Source organism: Stenotrophomonas sp. 14P6.2.3, from assembly GCF_057799055.1.
In genome coordinates, this window is the sequence record NZ_JBYOLA010000020.1 from 58,038 (window position 1) to 71,947 (window position 13,910).

Sequence of the window (13,910 nt, forward strand, 5' to 3'; positions counted from 1 at the left end):
GATAATCATGGCTAACCGTATCAAGAAGGGCGACCAGGTTGTCGTCAACGCTGGCAAGGACAAGGGTAAGCAGGGCGAAGTCGTCCGCGTCGATGGCGACCGTCTGGTCGTTGCCAACGTGAACATCGTCAAGCGCCACACCAAGCCGAACCCGCAGGCAGGTGTTGCCGGCGGCGTGGTCGAGCGTGAAGCGTCGATCCATATCTCCAACGTGAATGTGCTGAACCCGGCTTCGGGCAAGGGCGAGCGCGTTGGCTTCAAGGTGCTGGAGGATGGACGCAAACTGCGTGTGTTCCGCTCCAGCGGTGAGGCGCTCGACGCCTGAGGAATGAGAAGATGACTTCCCGTCTCGAAAAGTTTTACAAGGAAGAAGTGGTTCCGGCGCTGATGAAGCAGTTCGGTTACACCAATTCCATGCAGGTGCCGAAGCTGGTCAAAGTCACCCTGAACATGGGTGTCGGCGAAGCGGCCACCAACAAGAAGATCCTGGAAAACGCCGTTGGCGACATGACCAAGATCTCGGGCCAGAAGCCGATCGTCACCAAGTCGCGTATCTCGGTGGCATCGTTCAAGATCCGTGATGGTTGGCCGATCGGCTGCAAGACCACGCTGCGTCGCCACAAGATGTACGAGTTCCTGGACCGCCTGATCAACATCTCGCTGCCGCGCGTGCGCGACTTCCGTGGTGTTTCCGGTCGTTCCTTCGACGGTCGCGGCAACTTCAACATGGGTGTGAAGGAACAGATCATCTTCCCGGAAATCGACTTCGACGCTGTCGACGCGATCCGCGGTATGGATATCGCCATCACCACCACTGCGAAGACCGACGCGGAAGCGAAGGCGCTGCTGGCAGCGTTCAAGTTCCCGTTCCGTAACTGATTCGTCGAGGAAACCGAAATGGCAAAGACCTCCATGGTCAACCGCGACATCAAGCGGAAGAAGCTGGCTGAAAAGTTCGCTGTCAAGCGTGCTGCTCTGAAGAAGATCGTGTCCTCCCCGGACGCGAGCTACGAAGAGAAGATCGAGGCCTCCACCAAGTTGTCGAAGCTGCCGCGCGATTCGTCGCCGAGCCGCCACCGCAACCGTTGCGAACTGTCTGGCCGCCCGCGTGGCGTGTACAGCAAGTTCGGCCTGGGTCGCAACAAGCTGCGCGAAGCCACCATGCGTGGCGACGTTCCGGGCCTGCGCAAGGCCAGCTGGTAATTCCGGCCGGTCCTGCCAGCGAGGGCGCCTTCGGGAGCCCTCGCAGCCGGGGAGGGGGAGTGTTCAGCTTTCCCTCTGCAAAAAACCGAAGAGCCCGACGCAAGTCGGGCTCTTTTGGCGTATACTCCCGCGTCTTGCTCTGCGCAACGCGTAGGGGGAGGGGGCCTGGCCCGTTTCCAGGAGACAACAGATTTTCGCGAAAGCGGATATCGGTGCACTCAAAGGTACTCATATGAGCATGACTGATCCCATCGCCGACCTGCTGGTCCGCATCAAGAATGCGGCAGCGGTTGGCAAGCAGACGGTGAAAGCCCCGTCGTCCAAGATCAAGGTTGCGATCGCCCAGGTCCTGAAGGACGAGGGTTACATCGCCGACCTGCGCGTGACCGCGCTCGAGAACAACAAGTCCGAGCTGGAAATCGTGCTGAAGTATTTCGAAGGCAAGCCGGTCATCGCGACCCTGAAGCGCTTCTCGCGTTCGGGCCTGCGCCAGTACCGCGGCAAGAGCGAACTGCCGAAGGTCATGAACGGCCTGGGCATTTCCATCATTTCCACCTCCAAGGGCATCATGACTGATGCGCAGGCGCGCCAGTTGGGCGTCGGCGGCGAAGTCCTGTGCTTCGTGGCCTAAGGCGAAAGGAGTAGACCATGTCCCGTGTAGCCAAGAAGCCGATCGACCTGGGTAAGGTTGAACTGAACGTCCAGAACGACAACGTCATCGCCAAGGGCCCGAAGGGCACCCTGTCGCTGGCCAAGCCGGCTGGTATCAACATCAATGTCGAAAACGGCGTTGCCACCCTGAGCACCGACAACGTGGACCTGATCCCGCTGACCGGTACCGTCCGCGCCATCCTGTCCAACATGGTCAAGGGTGTTTCCGAAGGCTTCGAGCGCAAGCTTGAGCTGGTCGGCGTGGGTTACCGTGCTGCGATGCAGGGCAAGGACCTCAGCCTGTCGCTGGGCTACTCGCACCCGATCGTGTTCGTGGCGCCGGAAGGCATCACCATCACCACCCCGACCCAGACTGAAATCCTGGTGCAGGGCGCTGACAAGCAGGCCGTCGGTGAAGCTGCCGCCAAGATCCGTGCGTTCCGCAAGCCGGAGCCGTACAAGGGCAAGGGCGTGAAGTACTCCGACGAAGTCATCATCCGTAAGGAAGCCAAGAAGGCGTAAGCGCGAGTCCCTCGCAAGAGCCCGCACATCCATGTGCGGACTTTCCAGGGAAAAGCCCAACCTTCAGCTTTCAAGGAAAAAACATCATGAACAAGAACATCGCCCGCCTGCGTCGCGCCAAGTCGACCCGTGCCCACATCCGTGTGCTCGGTGTTGCCCGCCTGTCGGTGCTGCGCACCGGCCAGCACCTGTACGCACAGGTCTTCACCGCTGACGGCTCGAAGGTGCTGGCTGCTGCCAACACCACCCAGGCCGACATCAAGGAAGGCCTGAAGAACGGCAAGAACGCCGATGCCGCCGCCAAGGTTGGCCGCATCGTCGCTGAGCGCGCCAAGGCCGCCGGCGTCGAGAAGGTTGCCTTCGATCGTTCGGGTTACCGTTACCACGGCCGCATCAAGGCCCTGGCTGACGCTGCCCGCGAAGCCGGCCTGCAGTTCTAAGGGATCAGGGCAGGGGACTTCGGTCCCCATGCCCGCCTGCTCGCCAGCCTGAGTGAGGCTGGGCGGCACCGCTCTTCTGCAGCGGCCCACCGCAACAACGCACCACTCCACAACCATAAGCGGCCTCGAGCCGTACATAACCCAACAACCAAGGAATAAACATGGCAGAAGAACGTCAGCAGCGGGGTCGCGATCGCGACCGTAACCGCGAAGAGAAAGTCGACGACGGCATGATCGAAAAGCTGGTCGCGGTCAACCGCGTCAGCAAGACCGTCAAGGGTGGCCGTCAGTTCACCTTCACCGCCCTGACTGTTGTCGGCGACGGCGAAGGCAAGGTCGGTTTTGGTTATGGCAAGGCACGCGAAGTGCCGGTCGCCATCCAGAAGTCGATGGAGCAGGCTCGCAAGAACCAGGTCACCGTCGATCTGAACAACGGTACCCTGTGGCACACCATCAAGGATGGTCACGGCGCAGCGCGCGTGTTCATGCAGCCGGCTTCCGAAGGTACCGGCGTCATTGCCGGTGGTGCCATGCGCGCCGTCCTGGAAGCAGTGGGCGTGAAGAACGTGCTGGCCAAGGCCACCGGTTCGCGCAACCCGATCAACCTGGTGCGTGCCACCGTGAAGGGCCTGACTGCAGCGCAGTCGCCGGCTCGTATCGCGGCCAAGCGCGGCAAGAAGGTGGAGGATCTCAACCATGGCTAATGAAACCACCAAGACCGTCAAGGTCCGTCTGGTTCGCGGCCTGCGTGGTGCCCAGGCGCGTCATCGCCTGTCGGTGCGTGCGCTGGGTCTGGGCAAGCTGAACGATGTGCGTGAACTGAAGGACAGCCCGCAGGTTCGCGGCCTGATCAACAAGGTCCACTACCTCGTCAAGGTTGAGGAATAATCCAATGACCATGCATCTGAATGAATTGAGCCCGGCACCGGGCGCCCGCAAGGAACGTACCCGCGTCGGTCGCGGTATCGGTTCCGGCCTGGGCAAGACCTGCGGCCGCGGCCACAAGGGTTCGTTCGCCCGTAAGGGTGGCGGCAAGATCAAGGCTGGCTTCGAAGGCGGCCAGACCCCCATGCAGCGTCGTCTGCCGAAGATCGGCTTCCGTTCGCCGATCGCCAAGGACACCGCTGAAGTGCTGCTGTACCAGCTGGACAAGCTGCCGGCCGGCGAGATCGACTTCGCTGCCCTGCGTGCTGCCAAGCTGGTCCCGAGCACTGCCAAGAAGGCCAAAGTCGTCGTCAAGGGCGAAGTGACCAAGGCGTTCACCCTGAAGGGTGTTGCTGCCACGGCTGGTGCCAAGGCTGCGATCGAAGCTGCCGGCGGCAGCGTAACGGAGTAAGAGAATCATGGCGCAAGCTGGCATCGGTAACCTCGCGGGCGGAATGGGCAAGTTCACTGAACTTCGCCAACGTTTGCTGTTCGTCGTCGGGGCTTTGATCGTCTATCGCATCGGCTGCTACGTGCCGGTGCCGGGCGTCAATCCCGATGCCATGCTTGCCATGATGCAACAGCAGGGCGGCGGCATCGTGGACATGTTCAACATGTTCTCGGGCGGCGCCCTGCACCGTTTCAGCATTTTCGCGCTGAACGTGATGCCGTACATCTCGGCATCGATCGTGATGCAGCTGGCTGTGCACATCTTCCCCGCCTTGAAGGCGATGCAGAAGGAAGGTGAGTCCGGCCGCCGCAAGATCACCCAGTATTCGCGTATCGGCGCCGTGCTGCTCGCAGTGGTGCAGGGCGGTTCGATCGCGCTGGCGCTGCAGGGCCAGGTGTCGCCGACCGGCGCACCGGTCGTGTACATGCCGGGCATGGGCTTCGTGCTCACTGCCGTGGTCGCACTGACCGCCGGCACCATGTTCCTGATGTGGGTTGGTGAGCAGGTGACCGAGCGCGGCATCGGCAACGGCGTCTCGCTGATCATCTTCGCCGGTATCGTGGCGGGCCTGCCGGGTGCGGTCATCCACACCTTCGACGCCTACCGCGACGGCAACATCCAGTTCATCCAGCTGCTGCTGATCGCCATCGTCGTGCTCGCCTTCACCTTCTTCGTGGTGTTCGTCGAACGCGGCCAGCGCCGGATCACGGTGAATTACGCGCGCCGCCAGGGCGGTCGCAACGCGTACATGAACCAGACCTCGTTCCTGCCGCTGAAGCTGAACATGGCCGGCGTCATCCCGGCGATCTTCGCCTCGAGCCTGCTGGCCTTCCCGGCGACCCTCGCCATGTGGTCCGGCCAGGCGGCCAACCAGAGCACCTTTGGCCAGACCCTGCAGAAGGTCGCCAATGCCCTGGGTCCGGGCGAGCCGCTGCACATGATCGTGTTCGCTGCGCTGATCACCGGTTTCGCGTTCTTCTATACCGCGCTGGTGTTCAATTCGCAGGAAACCGCCGACAACCTGAAGAAGTCGGGCGCGCTGATTCCGGGCATCCGTCCGGGCAAGGCCACCGCCGACTACATCGACGGCGTGCTGACCCGACTGACTGCTGCCGGTTCGGCTTACCTGGTGATCGTCTGCCTGCTGCCGGAACTGATGCGCACGCAGTTGAATGCCTCGTTCTACTTCGGCGGTACTTCGCTGTTGATCGTGGTGGTGGTGGTGATGGACTTCATCGCCCAGGTGCAGGCGCACCTGATGTCCCACCAGTACGAGAGCCTGCTGAAGAAGGCCAACCTGAAGGGCGGCAACCGCGGTGGTTTTGCTCGCGGCTGATTAGCCTGCTATACTTTCGTCTTCCTGACGTGATGGTCCTCCGCTTCGCGGACTCTGGCCACACAAACGAAGGGCGGCCCCCGCAGCGGTTCCGGGTGGGGGTGTGATGAGGTGGTCCCGCGCTGGAGTAGCGCGGGCGGCCCGGGAGGCAACTCCAGGTCCAACCCCATCCGGCGCCGGAGCCTGGGCACACTCCCCGGGCCGGGTCCATGAAACCTCTGGTTTCACGGGCTTCCAAGTAAACCGGAACCTTGTTAGTATCACTGGTTAACTTTTTTGATCCATCCTGCCGGATCGGCGTGCCTTGAGCGCGCTGTCGGCCATCACTCAGCTGGAGAACCGCGTCATGGCGCGTATTGCAGGCGTCAACCTGCCAGCCCAGAAGCATGTCTGGGTCGGGTTGCAAAGCATTTACGGCATCGGCCGTACCCGTTCGAAGAAGGTCTGCGAAGTCGCAGGCGTCACTTCGACCACCAAGATCCGCGATCTGTCGGAGCCGGAAATCGAGCGCCTGCGCGCCGAAGTCGGCAAGTACATCGTGGAAGGCGATCTGCGCCGTGAAATCGGTATCGCGATCAAGCGCCTGATGGACCTGGGCTGCTACCGCGGCCTGCGTCACCGTCGCGGTCTGCCGCTGCGTGGCCAGCGCACCCGTACCAACGCCCGCACCCGCAAGGGCCCGCGCAAGGCGATCAGGAAGTAAGGGACATATAAATGGCTAAGCCTGCTGCTAAGACCAAGAAGAAGATCAAGCGCGTCGTCACCGACGGCGTTGCCCACGTCCACGCTTCGTTCAACAACACCATCGTGACCATCACCGACCGTCAGGGCAACGCTCTGTCGTGGGCGACCTCCGGTGGCGCTGGCTTCCGCGGTTCGCGCAAGTCGACCCCGTTCGCAGCCCAGGTGGCTGCCGAAAAGGCCGGTCGTGCTGCGCTGGACTACGGCGTGAAGTCGCTGGAAGTCCGCATCAAGGGTCCGGGTCCGGGCCGTGAGTCGGCCGTGCGTTCGTTGAACAACGTCGGCTACAAGATCACCAACATCATCGACGTGACGCCTATCCCGCACAACGGGTGCCGTCCGCCGAAGAAGCGTCGCGTCTAAAGGGAGCGATAAGAAATGGCTCGTTATATCGGTCCTACCTGTAAGCTCGCCCGTCGCGAAGGCGCCGACCTGTCCCTGAAGAGCCCGGCGCGTGCGCTGGACTCCAAGTGCAAGTTGGAGCAGAAGCCCGGCCAGCATGGCGCCACTGCCCGTAAGGGCAAGCTGTCCGACTACGCTACCCAGCTGCGTGAAAAGCAGAAGGTCAAGCGTATCTACGGTCTGCTGGAGCGTCAGTTCCGCAACTACTACAAGAAGGCCTCGACCAAGAAGGGCAACACCGGCGAGAACCTCCTGCAGCTGCTGGAAACCCGCCTGGACAACGTTGTCTACCGCATGGGCTTCGCCGTGACCCGTCCGGCTGCCCGTCAGCTGGTGTCGCACCGCGGCGTCACCGTGAATGGCAAGTCGGTCAACCTGGCCTCGTACCAGGTCAAGGCTGGCGACGCCATCGCCCTGTCTGAAAAGGCTGCCAAGCAGCTGCGCGTCCAGGAAGCCCTGACCGTCGCCGCCCAGCATGACCTGAGCCCGTCGTGGGTTGAAGTGGATTCCGGCAAGTTCTCCGGCATCTTCAAGGCTGTTCCGGATCGTTCGGATCTGCCTGCAGACATCAACGAAGCGCTGATCGTCGAGCTGTATTCGAAGTAATTCACATTGGAGAGCCCCCGGCGACGGCCGGGGGTTCACTAGGAGAACCCGCAACATGACGGTTACCGCCAACCAGGTTCTGCGTCCTCGCGGTCCGCAGATCGAACGCATTACCGACACCCGTGCAAAGGTCGTTATCGAACCTTTGGAGCGGGGTTACGGGCATACGCTGGGTAATGCCCTGCGTCGCGTGCTGCTGTCGTCCATCCCGGGCTTCGCCATCACGGAAGTCGAAATCGACGGCGTGTTGCACGAGTACACCACGGTCGAAGGTCTGCAGGAGGACGTGCTGGAAGTCCTGCTGAACCTGAAGGACGTGGCCATCCGTATGCACTCTGGCGACAACGCGACTCTGTCCCTGTCCAAGCAGGGTCCGGGCGTTGTCACCGCTGCCGACATCAAGGTCGACCACAATGTGGAGATCTTGAACGGCGACCACGTGATCTGCCACCTGACCAAGGACACGGCAGTGAACATGCGTCTGAAGATCGAGCGTGGTTTCGGCTATCAGCCGGCTGCTGCGCGTCGTCGTCCGGACGAAGAAACCCGTGCCATCGGCCGTCTGGTCCTGGATGCCTCGTTCTCGCCGGTCCGCCGTGTCGCCTATGCCGTGGAAGCGGCTCGTGTCGAACAGCGCACCGATCTGGACAAGCTGGTCATCGATATCGAGACCAACGGCACCATCGACGCCGAAGAAGCAGTGCGTACCGCTGCCGACATCCTCAGCGATCAGCTGTCGGTGTTCGGTGACTTCACCCACCGCGACCGCGGTGCGGCGAAGCCGGCCAACAACGGCGTGGATCCGGTGCTGCTGCGCCCGATCGACGATCTGGAGCTGACCGTGCGTTCGGCCAACTGCCTGAAGGCCGAGAGCATCTACTACATCGGCGATCTGATCCAGAAGACCGAAGTCGAGCTGCTGAAGACCCCGAACCTGGGTAAGAAGTCGCTCACCGAGATCAAGGAAGTGCTGGCCCAGCGTGGCCTGTCGCTCGGCATGAAGCTGGAGAACTGGCCGCCGGCCGGCGTCGCCAGCCACGGCATGCTGGGCTGATATAGCCTTTCTGCAAGACTGCATGGCCCCGTCGGCAACGACGGGGCCATTGCACCAAGGCAATACCGCCACGACGAACGAAGGTTCGCGGGCAGGTCGTCCAGGACGGATGGCCAGGACCAACCGCAGTCCGAGCAGCAGCGCCAGGAAGGCGACAACGATCCGCAAAGCCACATCATTAACCAAGGAATATCATCATGCGTCATCAGAAATCCGGCCGTAAGTTCAGCCGTACCAGCGCCCACCGCGAAGCGATGTTCAAGAACATGGCCGCCTCGCTGTTCAAGCACGAGCTGATCAAGACCACCCTGCCGAAGGCCAAGGAACTGCGCCGCGTCGCCGAGCCGCTGATCACCCTGGCCAAGGTCGACTCCGTCGCCAACCGTCGTCTGGCCTTCGCCCGCCTGCGCGACAACGAAGCCGTCGGCAACCTGTTCACCATCCTGGGCCCGCGCTACGCGACCCGTCCGGGCGGCTACCTGCGCCTGCTGAAGTGCGGCTTCCGCGCCGGCGACAACGCGCCGATGGCCTACGTCGAACTGGTTGACCGTCCGGTCGTGGCTGAAGCCGTCGAAGAGTAATCGACGCGCTACACCCGTCATTCGGTGAAGAACCCGGCCTCGTGCCGGGTTTTTCCGTTTCTGCGGGGGCAGAGCCCTTTGCATCCGCAAAGGGATCCGACCCCGCACCGTTCCGACGGGCGCGACGTTGTGGCGGTTCGAACGGCGCGCAGTCTCGGTTACGCTTGCGGTCCGTACTACACGAGCGTTGCCGATGAATCCTCTGCGCTGGCCTTTCCGCGCCCAGTTTCTGCTGGGCTTCCTGATCTGCGCGGGCCTGCTTGGCTACGCCATCTTCCTGCAGTTGAAGATGGGCCTGGAGCCGTGTCCGCTGTGCATCTTCCAGCGCCTGGCATTTGTCGCCCTGGGCCTGCTGTTCCTGATCGGCGCCCTGCATGGGCCGTCCAACCGTCCGGGGCGTGCGACCTACGGCATCCTCGCGTTCATCGCTGCTGCCGTGGGCGTGGGCATCGCCGCACGCCACGTCTACGTGCAGATGCTGCCGCCGGAGATGGGTGCAACCTGTGGCCCGCCGCTGGCCTTCCTGCGCGAAACCATGGGGCCGCTGGAAGTATTCCGTACCGTGCTGACCGGTACCGGCAACTGCGGCAACATCGACTGGACCTTCCTCGGTCTGACGATGCCGATGTGGTCGGGCGTGTGGTTCGTGCTGCTGGCGCTGTGGGCGCTGGTTGTGTCGCTGCGCAAGGTCAAGCGCTGATCCAGTCTGGAGCCACGCATGGCGTGGCTCTACTGCATATCGGCAGCCACGCATGGCGTGGCTCTACTGCGTTCCGGTAGTGCCGGCCGCTGGCCGGCAACCCTGAGGGCGGTGCAGTCCCGTGCAATGCCGGCCAGCGGCCGGCACTACCTCAGAAATCCTGCTGCAGGCTCAGATAGGCGCCGCGACGCGGCCCCCATTGCGGCGCGAACACGCCGATGCCGCCGCCATCGCGCAGCTGGTAGCTGCGGTCCAGCGTGTTGAGCACGGCCAGCTGCACATGCAGCGGATGGCCGCTGTCGGCGTTGAAGTCATGCGCGGCGCTGAGATTGACCTGAAGGTACGACGGCAGCTCGCCGCCATTGGGCACGCCCTCGATGTCCGAACGCAGGCCGCTGCCGTACACGTAGTTCGCGCCCACCCGGTTATGGCCAGCGAACGCGTAGCTGACGCCGCCGGAAGAGGTCAGCTTCTGGTCGTGGTCCAGATGGATCCAGTTCTGCTGCACGTAGGCCAATGCATCCGGATCGAGGTTGTACTGGCTGGTGATGACCTGGGTGCCCATCGCCTTGTTGTAGGCGGCGTTGAAGTACGCACTGATCGGCCCGTTGCTGTAGTCGGCGCTGAACTCCAGGCCGTGGATGTGGCCGCGCCGATAGTTGAAGGTGGAATAGATGTAGGCGGCGCCGAACTGGCCTTCGTCCTGCAGGCGCGAGACGCGGCGGTCGTAGGCATCCAGGCCGAGGGTGAGGTGCTCGCCGACCTGCTGTGACACGCCGATGTCGTAGTAGTCACTGCGCTCGGACAACGGCGTGTTGCTGCCACCGGCGGGTTGCTGGTTGCTGGTGCCGTCGAACAGGGCCAGATCGCTGCCGGCAACCAGTTCGCTGGCGGGCGGGGTGAAGTAGCGCGAGTAGCCGGCATGCACCGTGGTGCTGTCGCTGGCATTCCAGACCACGCCCAGGCGCGGGCTGAGCTGGCCCTCGGTGTGGCCGAACGCCTTGAAGCGGTCGCCGCGCAGGCCGTAGTTGACCGTCCAGTCATCGCCTATCCGCCACTCATCCTGCACGTACAGTGCGGCTGTGCTGGCGTGGAAGGCGTTGCGGTCCGGGATCAGCTGCGGCGTGGTGCTTGTCTGCCGGCCATCGGCATCGACCGGGAAGACCCAGCTGCTGTTGTTGGCCGCGGCGTGTTCGTAGTTGCCATACAGGCCATAGCGCAGGGTGTGGTTGTCGCCCAGCGGTGTGGAGAAATCGGCCTGCAGGGTGTTGGCGCGGTTGCTGCGCTGGACCTGCGAGGCGACGCCACTGAACACCAGGTCGCCGACGATGTCCGGGTTGAAGGCCACGTCGCTGTAGCGCTGGCCGGCCGACAGCTGGTACGCGGTCTGGCCCAGCGTGCCCTGCAGCACCAGCATGCCGAAGCGGGTGGTTTCGCGCTGGGTTTCGTCCAGCTGGCTGGAATCGAAGGTGGTGGTGTCCAGGTAACCGAACTGCGGGGTCTGCCCCGGGTTGACCGGAATCTGGAAGCGGTTGTTGGCGAAGCCGGCGAACACGCTCAGGCGGGTGTTGTCGTTGACCAGATAGGTCAGGTCGGCAAAGGCCTTCCCTTGGTGGGTATCGTCATGCAGCGGCTTGCGTGAGTTGGTGGGGTTCTCCAGCCCGACTTCGTTCTGATCGTAGTTGCCGGTCAGGAACCAGCTCCAGCGGCCCTGGTTGCCCCACCAGGAGGCATTCGGGTTGACCTTGCCGAACGAGCCGGCGGTGATGCCGGCGCTGCCGCCGTTGCCCAGCTCGGCCCCGCTGCGGGTCGTGATATCGACCACCGCGGCGGTGCGTTCGCCGAACTGGGCCGGCAGGGCACCATCCATCAGGCGGATGCTCTTGATGGTGCGGGCATCCAGGGTCTGGCCGAAGCCGGAGATCGATTCGGGCAGCAGTACGCCGTTGATGCGGTACTGCAGGTTGGCGTGGTCGCCGCGCACGTGCACGCCGCCGTAGGAGTCCTGGACCACGCCCGGGGCCTGCAGCAGCACCTGGCTGAGCGGGGCGGAGGCGCCCAGAGGCTGCTTCTGGATGTCCTCGGCGGTGATCTGGTACTGGCTGCTGCCGATGTCCGGGGACAGGGCGTTGCGGGCCTGGTCGAGCTGGGCGCTGACGGTGACCACATCGAGGTTCTTGACCGCAGCCGCGCTGGAATCAGTGTCGGCGGCAAGTACGGGTTGGCTGGCCAGGATCAGGGCGAAGGTGATGGCGGTGGTGAGCAGGGAGGGCTTCATGGGAAATGGGCAGGGAAGAGGGAAGGGGCCGGTCCATGAGGAAGTGTTACTCCGTAACAACTGCGTGCCGATCATGCGCCTGTCCCGCGGCGGCGACCATGCCGTTTCTGGCCGATCACGCGGCCCCTTTGCACGCCGTTCAGGCAGTCGTGGCGGTGCCTGGCCCTTTGCGTCAGCGGCTGGCTCTGCGACCATGACCGCCCCCCACCCCCGGATGTCCGTGATGAGCCTGTCCGCCGTTCCGCCCGCCCCCGATCCTGCCGCCATCGCTGCTGGTGCTGCCTGGTCACCGGAGAGCTGGCGGGGCAAGACCGCGCTGCAGATGCCGACCTATCCCGATCCGGTGGCACTGGATGCGGCGCTGCACGAGTTGAAGCGGCTGCCGCCGCTGGTGACCTCGTGGGAGATCCTGGCGCTGAAGCAGCAGCTGGCCGACGCCCAGGAAGGCAAGCGTTTCCTGCTGCAGGGTGGCGACTGCGCGGAGAATTTCAGCGACTGCGAATCGGGCACGATTTCCAACCGGTTGAAGGTGCTGCTGCAGATGAGCCTGGTGCTGGTGCACGGCCTGCGTCAGCCGGTGATCCGCGTCGGCCGTTTTGCCGGGCAGTACGCCAAGCCGCGCTCGGCCGATACCGAAACCCGCGACGGTGTGACCCTGCCCAGCTACCGTGGCGATGTCATCAATGCGCCGGGCTTCACCGAAGCGGCGCGACTGCCCGATCCGAAGCGGATGCTGCAGGCCCACGCGCATTCGGCAATGACGATGAACTTCGTGCGGGCGCTGATCGATGGCGGCTTCGCCGACCTGCACCATCCCGAATACTGGAACCTGGAATGGGTAAGCCATTCGCCGTTGGCCGCCGAGTACCAGAAGATGGTCGCCTCGATCGGCGATGCCGTGCACTTCATGGAGACCCTGGCCGGGGCCCGCGTGCACAACCTCAACCGCATCGATTTCTACACCTCGCATGAAGCGCTGCTGCTGCCCTATGAGCAGGCGCTGACCCGGCAGGTGCCGCGCCAGCAGGGCTGGTTGAACCTGAGCACGCACTACCCGTGGATCGGCATGCGTACCGCCGCACTGGATGGCGCACACGTGGAGTACCTGCGTGGTGTGCGCAATCCGATCGCGATCAAGGTGGGCCCGTCGGTGACGCCGGACCAGTTGCTGCGCCTGATCGATGTGCTCAATCCGGATGACGAGCCGGGCCGCCTGAGCTTCATCCACCGCATGGGTGCGACGCAGATCGCGCAGAAGCTGCCGCCGTTGCTGGATGCGGTCAAGCGCGATGGTCGTCGCGTGCTGTGGGTATGCGATGCGATGCACGGCAATACCGAGAGCACCGCCAACGGCTTCAAGACGCGGCGCTTCGACAACGTGCGTGGCGAGGTCGAGATGTCGTTCGACCTGCACGCGGCTGCGGGCACCCGCCTGGGTGGCGTGCATCTGGAACTGACCGGTGAGGATGTGACCGAATGCACCGGCGGTGCGCGCGAGTTGACCGAGCGTGACCTGGAGCGTGCGTATCGTTCGACTGTCGATCCGCGATTGAACTACGAGCAGTCGCTGGAGATTGCGATGGCGATCGTGCGCAAGCAGGAGCAGGTGCGGTAAAAGGTGTTTCGGCAGGGCTGCGCCCTGCACCCGCAGAGGCAACGTCAACGTCAAATGCGGGCATTCGGCGTGTTGGCGGGGCGGTGTCGGATTGCGGGGACGCCGCAAGTACGTCCTTGTAGGCTTGGCCGCGGCATCCATGCCGCGGACACCCCGCAATCCGACACCGCCCCACCTTCGACAGATCTCCACGGCTGTTGGTAGGTGTCGACCTTGGTGGACACAAGTAGATCCACGCCATGCGTGGATGACTCCATCGAAATCGAATATTTCGATATCGGAACGAATTGAGCCGAGCATTGCTCGGCTCTACAGAAATGCCGGCAGATCGCGGAAATCTGTCGAAGGCGGGGTGGGTCCGGTTGCGGGAGTGTCCGCGGCACGGATGCCGCGGCCAAGCCCCCAG

18 protein-coding genes are annotated in these 13,910 nt (G+C 63.5%); 17 read left to right on the forward strand and 1 reads right to left on the reverse strand.

Annotated features, from left to right (window positions below; translation table 11 throughout):
• Nucleotides 1–7: 7 nt before the first annotated feature.
• The 16 genes from rplX (at nt 8) to AC27VL_RS15345 (ending at nt 9,611) form a co-directional block, all read left to right on the forward strand.
• A complete protein-coding gene (gene rplX / locus AC27VL_RS15270) occupies nt 8–325 on the forward strand; it encodes a 50S ribosomal protein L24 (protein ID WP_025879308.1) in 318 nt (105 codons plus the stop codon).
• 11 nt (nt 326–336) lie between these two features.
• Nucleotides 337–879: a 50S ribosomal protein L5 gene (rplE, locus tag AC27VL_RS15275; RefSeq protein WP_025879309.1), complete on the forward strand. Its 543-nt coding sequence runs from the start codon at nt 337–339 to the stop codon at nt 877–879.
• Between the two features lie 18 nt (nt 880–897).
• Entirely contained in the window at nt 898–1,203 is a 306-nt protein-coding gene (gene rpsN, locus AC27VL_RS15280; protein ID WP_089239001.1) for a 30S ribosomal protein S14, read from the forward strand.
• 232 nt (nt 1,204–1,435) lie between these two features.
• Nucleotides 1,436–1,834, forward strand: coding sequence for a 30S ribosomal protein S8 (rpsH, locus tag AC27VL_RS15285; protein WP_025879311.1), 399 nt, complete (start codon nt 1,436–1,438; stop codon nt 1,832–1,834).
• A 17-nt stretch (nt 1,835–1,851) separates the two neighbouring features.
• Entirely contained in the window at nt 1,852–2,376 is a 525-nt protein-coding gene (gene rplF, locus AC27VL_RS15290; protein WP_089239003.1) for a 50S ribosomal protein L6, read from the forward strand.
• A gap of 86 nt (nt 2,377–2,462) precedes the next feature.
• Nucleotides 2,463–2,816, forward strand: a complete 354-nt coding sequence (rplR, locus tag AC27VL_RS15295; protein ID WP_025879313.1) for a 50S ribosomal protein L18 — start codon at nt 2,463–2,465, stop codon at nt 2,814–2,816.
• Nucleotides 2,817–2,977: 161 nt separating this feature from the next.
• The gene (gene rpsE, locus AC27VL_RS15300) at nt 2,978–3,520 is read left to right on the forward strand and encodes a 30S ribosomal protein S5 (RefSeq protein WP_025879314.1); all 543 of its coding nucleotides are present in this window, start codon (nt 2,978–2,980) and stop codon (nt 3,518–3,520) included.
• The gene (gene rpmD, locus AC27VL_RS15305) at nt 3,513–3,704 is read left to right on the forward strand and encodes a 50S ribosomal protein L30 (RefSeq protein WP_089239005.1); all 192 of its coding nucleotides are present in this window, start codon (nt 3,513–3,515) and stop codon (nt 3,702–3,704) included. The genes rpsE and rpmD overlap by 8 nt, the downstream gene beginning before the upstream one ends.
• A 4-nt stretch (nt 3,705–3,708) precedes the next feature.
• Nucleotides 3,709–4,152, forward strand: a complete 444-nt coding sequence (gene rplO / locus AC27VL_RS15310; protein WP_089239007.1) for a 50S ribosomal protein L15 — start codon at nt 3,709–3,711, stop codon at nt 4,150–4,152.
• Between the two features lie 7 nt (nt 4,153–4,159).
• Nucleotides 4,160–5,527 carry a preprotein translocase subunit SecY gene (gene secY, locus AC27VL_RS15315; RefSeq protein WP_025879317.1) on the forward strand — a complete coding sequence of 456 codons (1,368 nt, stop codon included), beginning with the start codon at nt 4,160–4,162 and terminating at the stop codon, nt 5,525–5,527.
• Between the two features lie 346 nt (nt 5,528–5,873).
• Nucleotides 5,874–6,230 (forward strand): 30S ribosomal protein S13, encoded by a 357-nt coding sequence (gene rpsM / locus AC27VL_RS15320; protein ID WP_025879318.1) that lies wholly within the window; start codon nt 5,874–5,876, stop codon nt 6,228–6,230.
• An 11-nt stretch (nt 6,231–6,241) separates the two neighbouring features.
• Nucleotides 6,242–6,631, forward strand: a complete 390-nt coding sequence (rpsK, locus tag AC27VL_RS15325) for a 30S ribosomal protein S11 (RefSeq protein ID WP_004145443.1) — start codon at nt 6,242–6,244, stop codon at nt 6,629–6,631.
• A 15-nt stretch (nt 6,632–6,646) separates the two neighbouring features.
• The gene (rpsD, locus tag AC27VL_RS15330) at nt 6,647–7,276 is read left to right on the forward strand and encodes a 30S ribosomal protein S4 (protein WP_025879319.1); all 630 of its coding nucleotides are present in this window, start codon (nt 6,647–6,649) and stop codon (nt 7,274–7,276) included.
• A 55-nt stretch (nt 7,277–7,331) separates the two neighbouring features.
• Nucleotides 7,332–8,330 carry a DNA-directed RNA polymerase subunit alpha gene (locus AC27VL_RS15335; protein ID WP_025879320.1) on the forward strand — a complete coding sequence of 333 codons (999 nt, stop codon included), beginning with the start codon at nt 7,332–7,334 and terminating at the stop codon, nt 8,328–8,330.
• 197 nt (nt 8,331–8,527) lie between these two features.
• Nucleotides 8,528–8,911: a 50S ribosomal protein L17 gene (gene rplQ, locus AC27VL_RS15340; RefSeq protein WP_089239009.1), complete on the forward strand. Its 384-nt coding sequence runs from the start codon at nt 8,528–8,530 to the stop codon at nt 8,909–8,911.
• Between the two features lie 193 nt (nt 8,912–9,104).
• Complete coding sequence (locus AC27VL_RS15345) at nt 9,105–9,611, forward strand: disulfide bond formation protein B (RefSeq protein WP_089239011.1); 507 nt, start codon at nt 9,105–9,107, stop codon at nt 9,609–9,611.
• A gap of 151 nt (nt 9,612–9,762) precedes the next feature.
• On the opposite strand, the gene AC27VL_RS15350 is transcribed toward AC27VL_RS15345, so the two are convergent.
• Nucleotides 9,763–11,889 carry a TonB-dependent receptor gene (locus AC27VL_RS15350; RefSeq protein WP_346580241.1) on the reverse strand — a complete coding sequence of 709 codons (2,127 nt, stop codon included), beginning with the start codon at nt 11,887–11,889 and terminating at the stop codon, nt 9,763–9,765.
• A 223-nt stretch (nt 11,890–12,112) separates the two neighbouring features.
• Between AC27VL_RS15350 and AC27VL_RS15355 the strand changes: the two genes are divergently transcribed.
• Complete coding sequence (locus AC27VL_RS15355; RefSeq protein ID WP_488767209.1) at nt 12,113–13,504, forward strand: class II 3-deoxy-7-phosphoheptulonate synthase; 1,392 nt, start codon at nt 12,113–12,115, stop codon at nt 13,502–13,504.
• Nucleotides 13,505–13,910 lie beyond the last annotated feature (406 nt).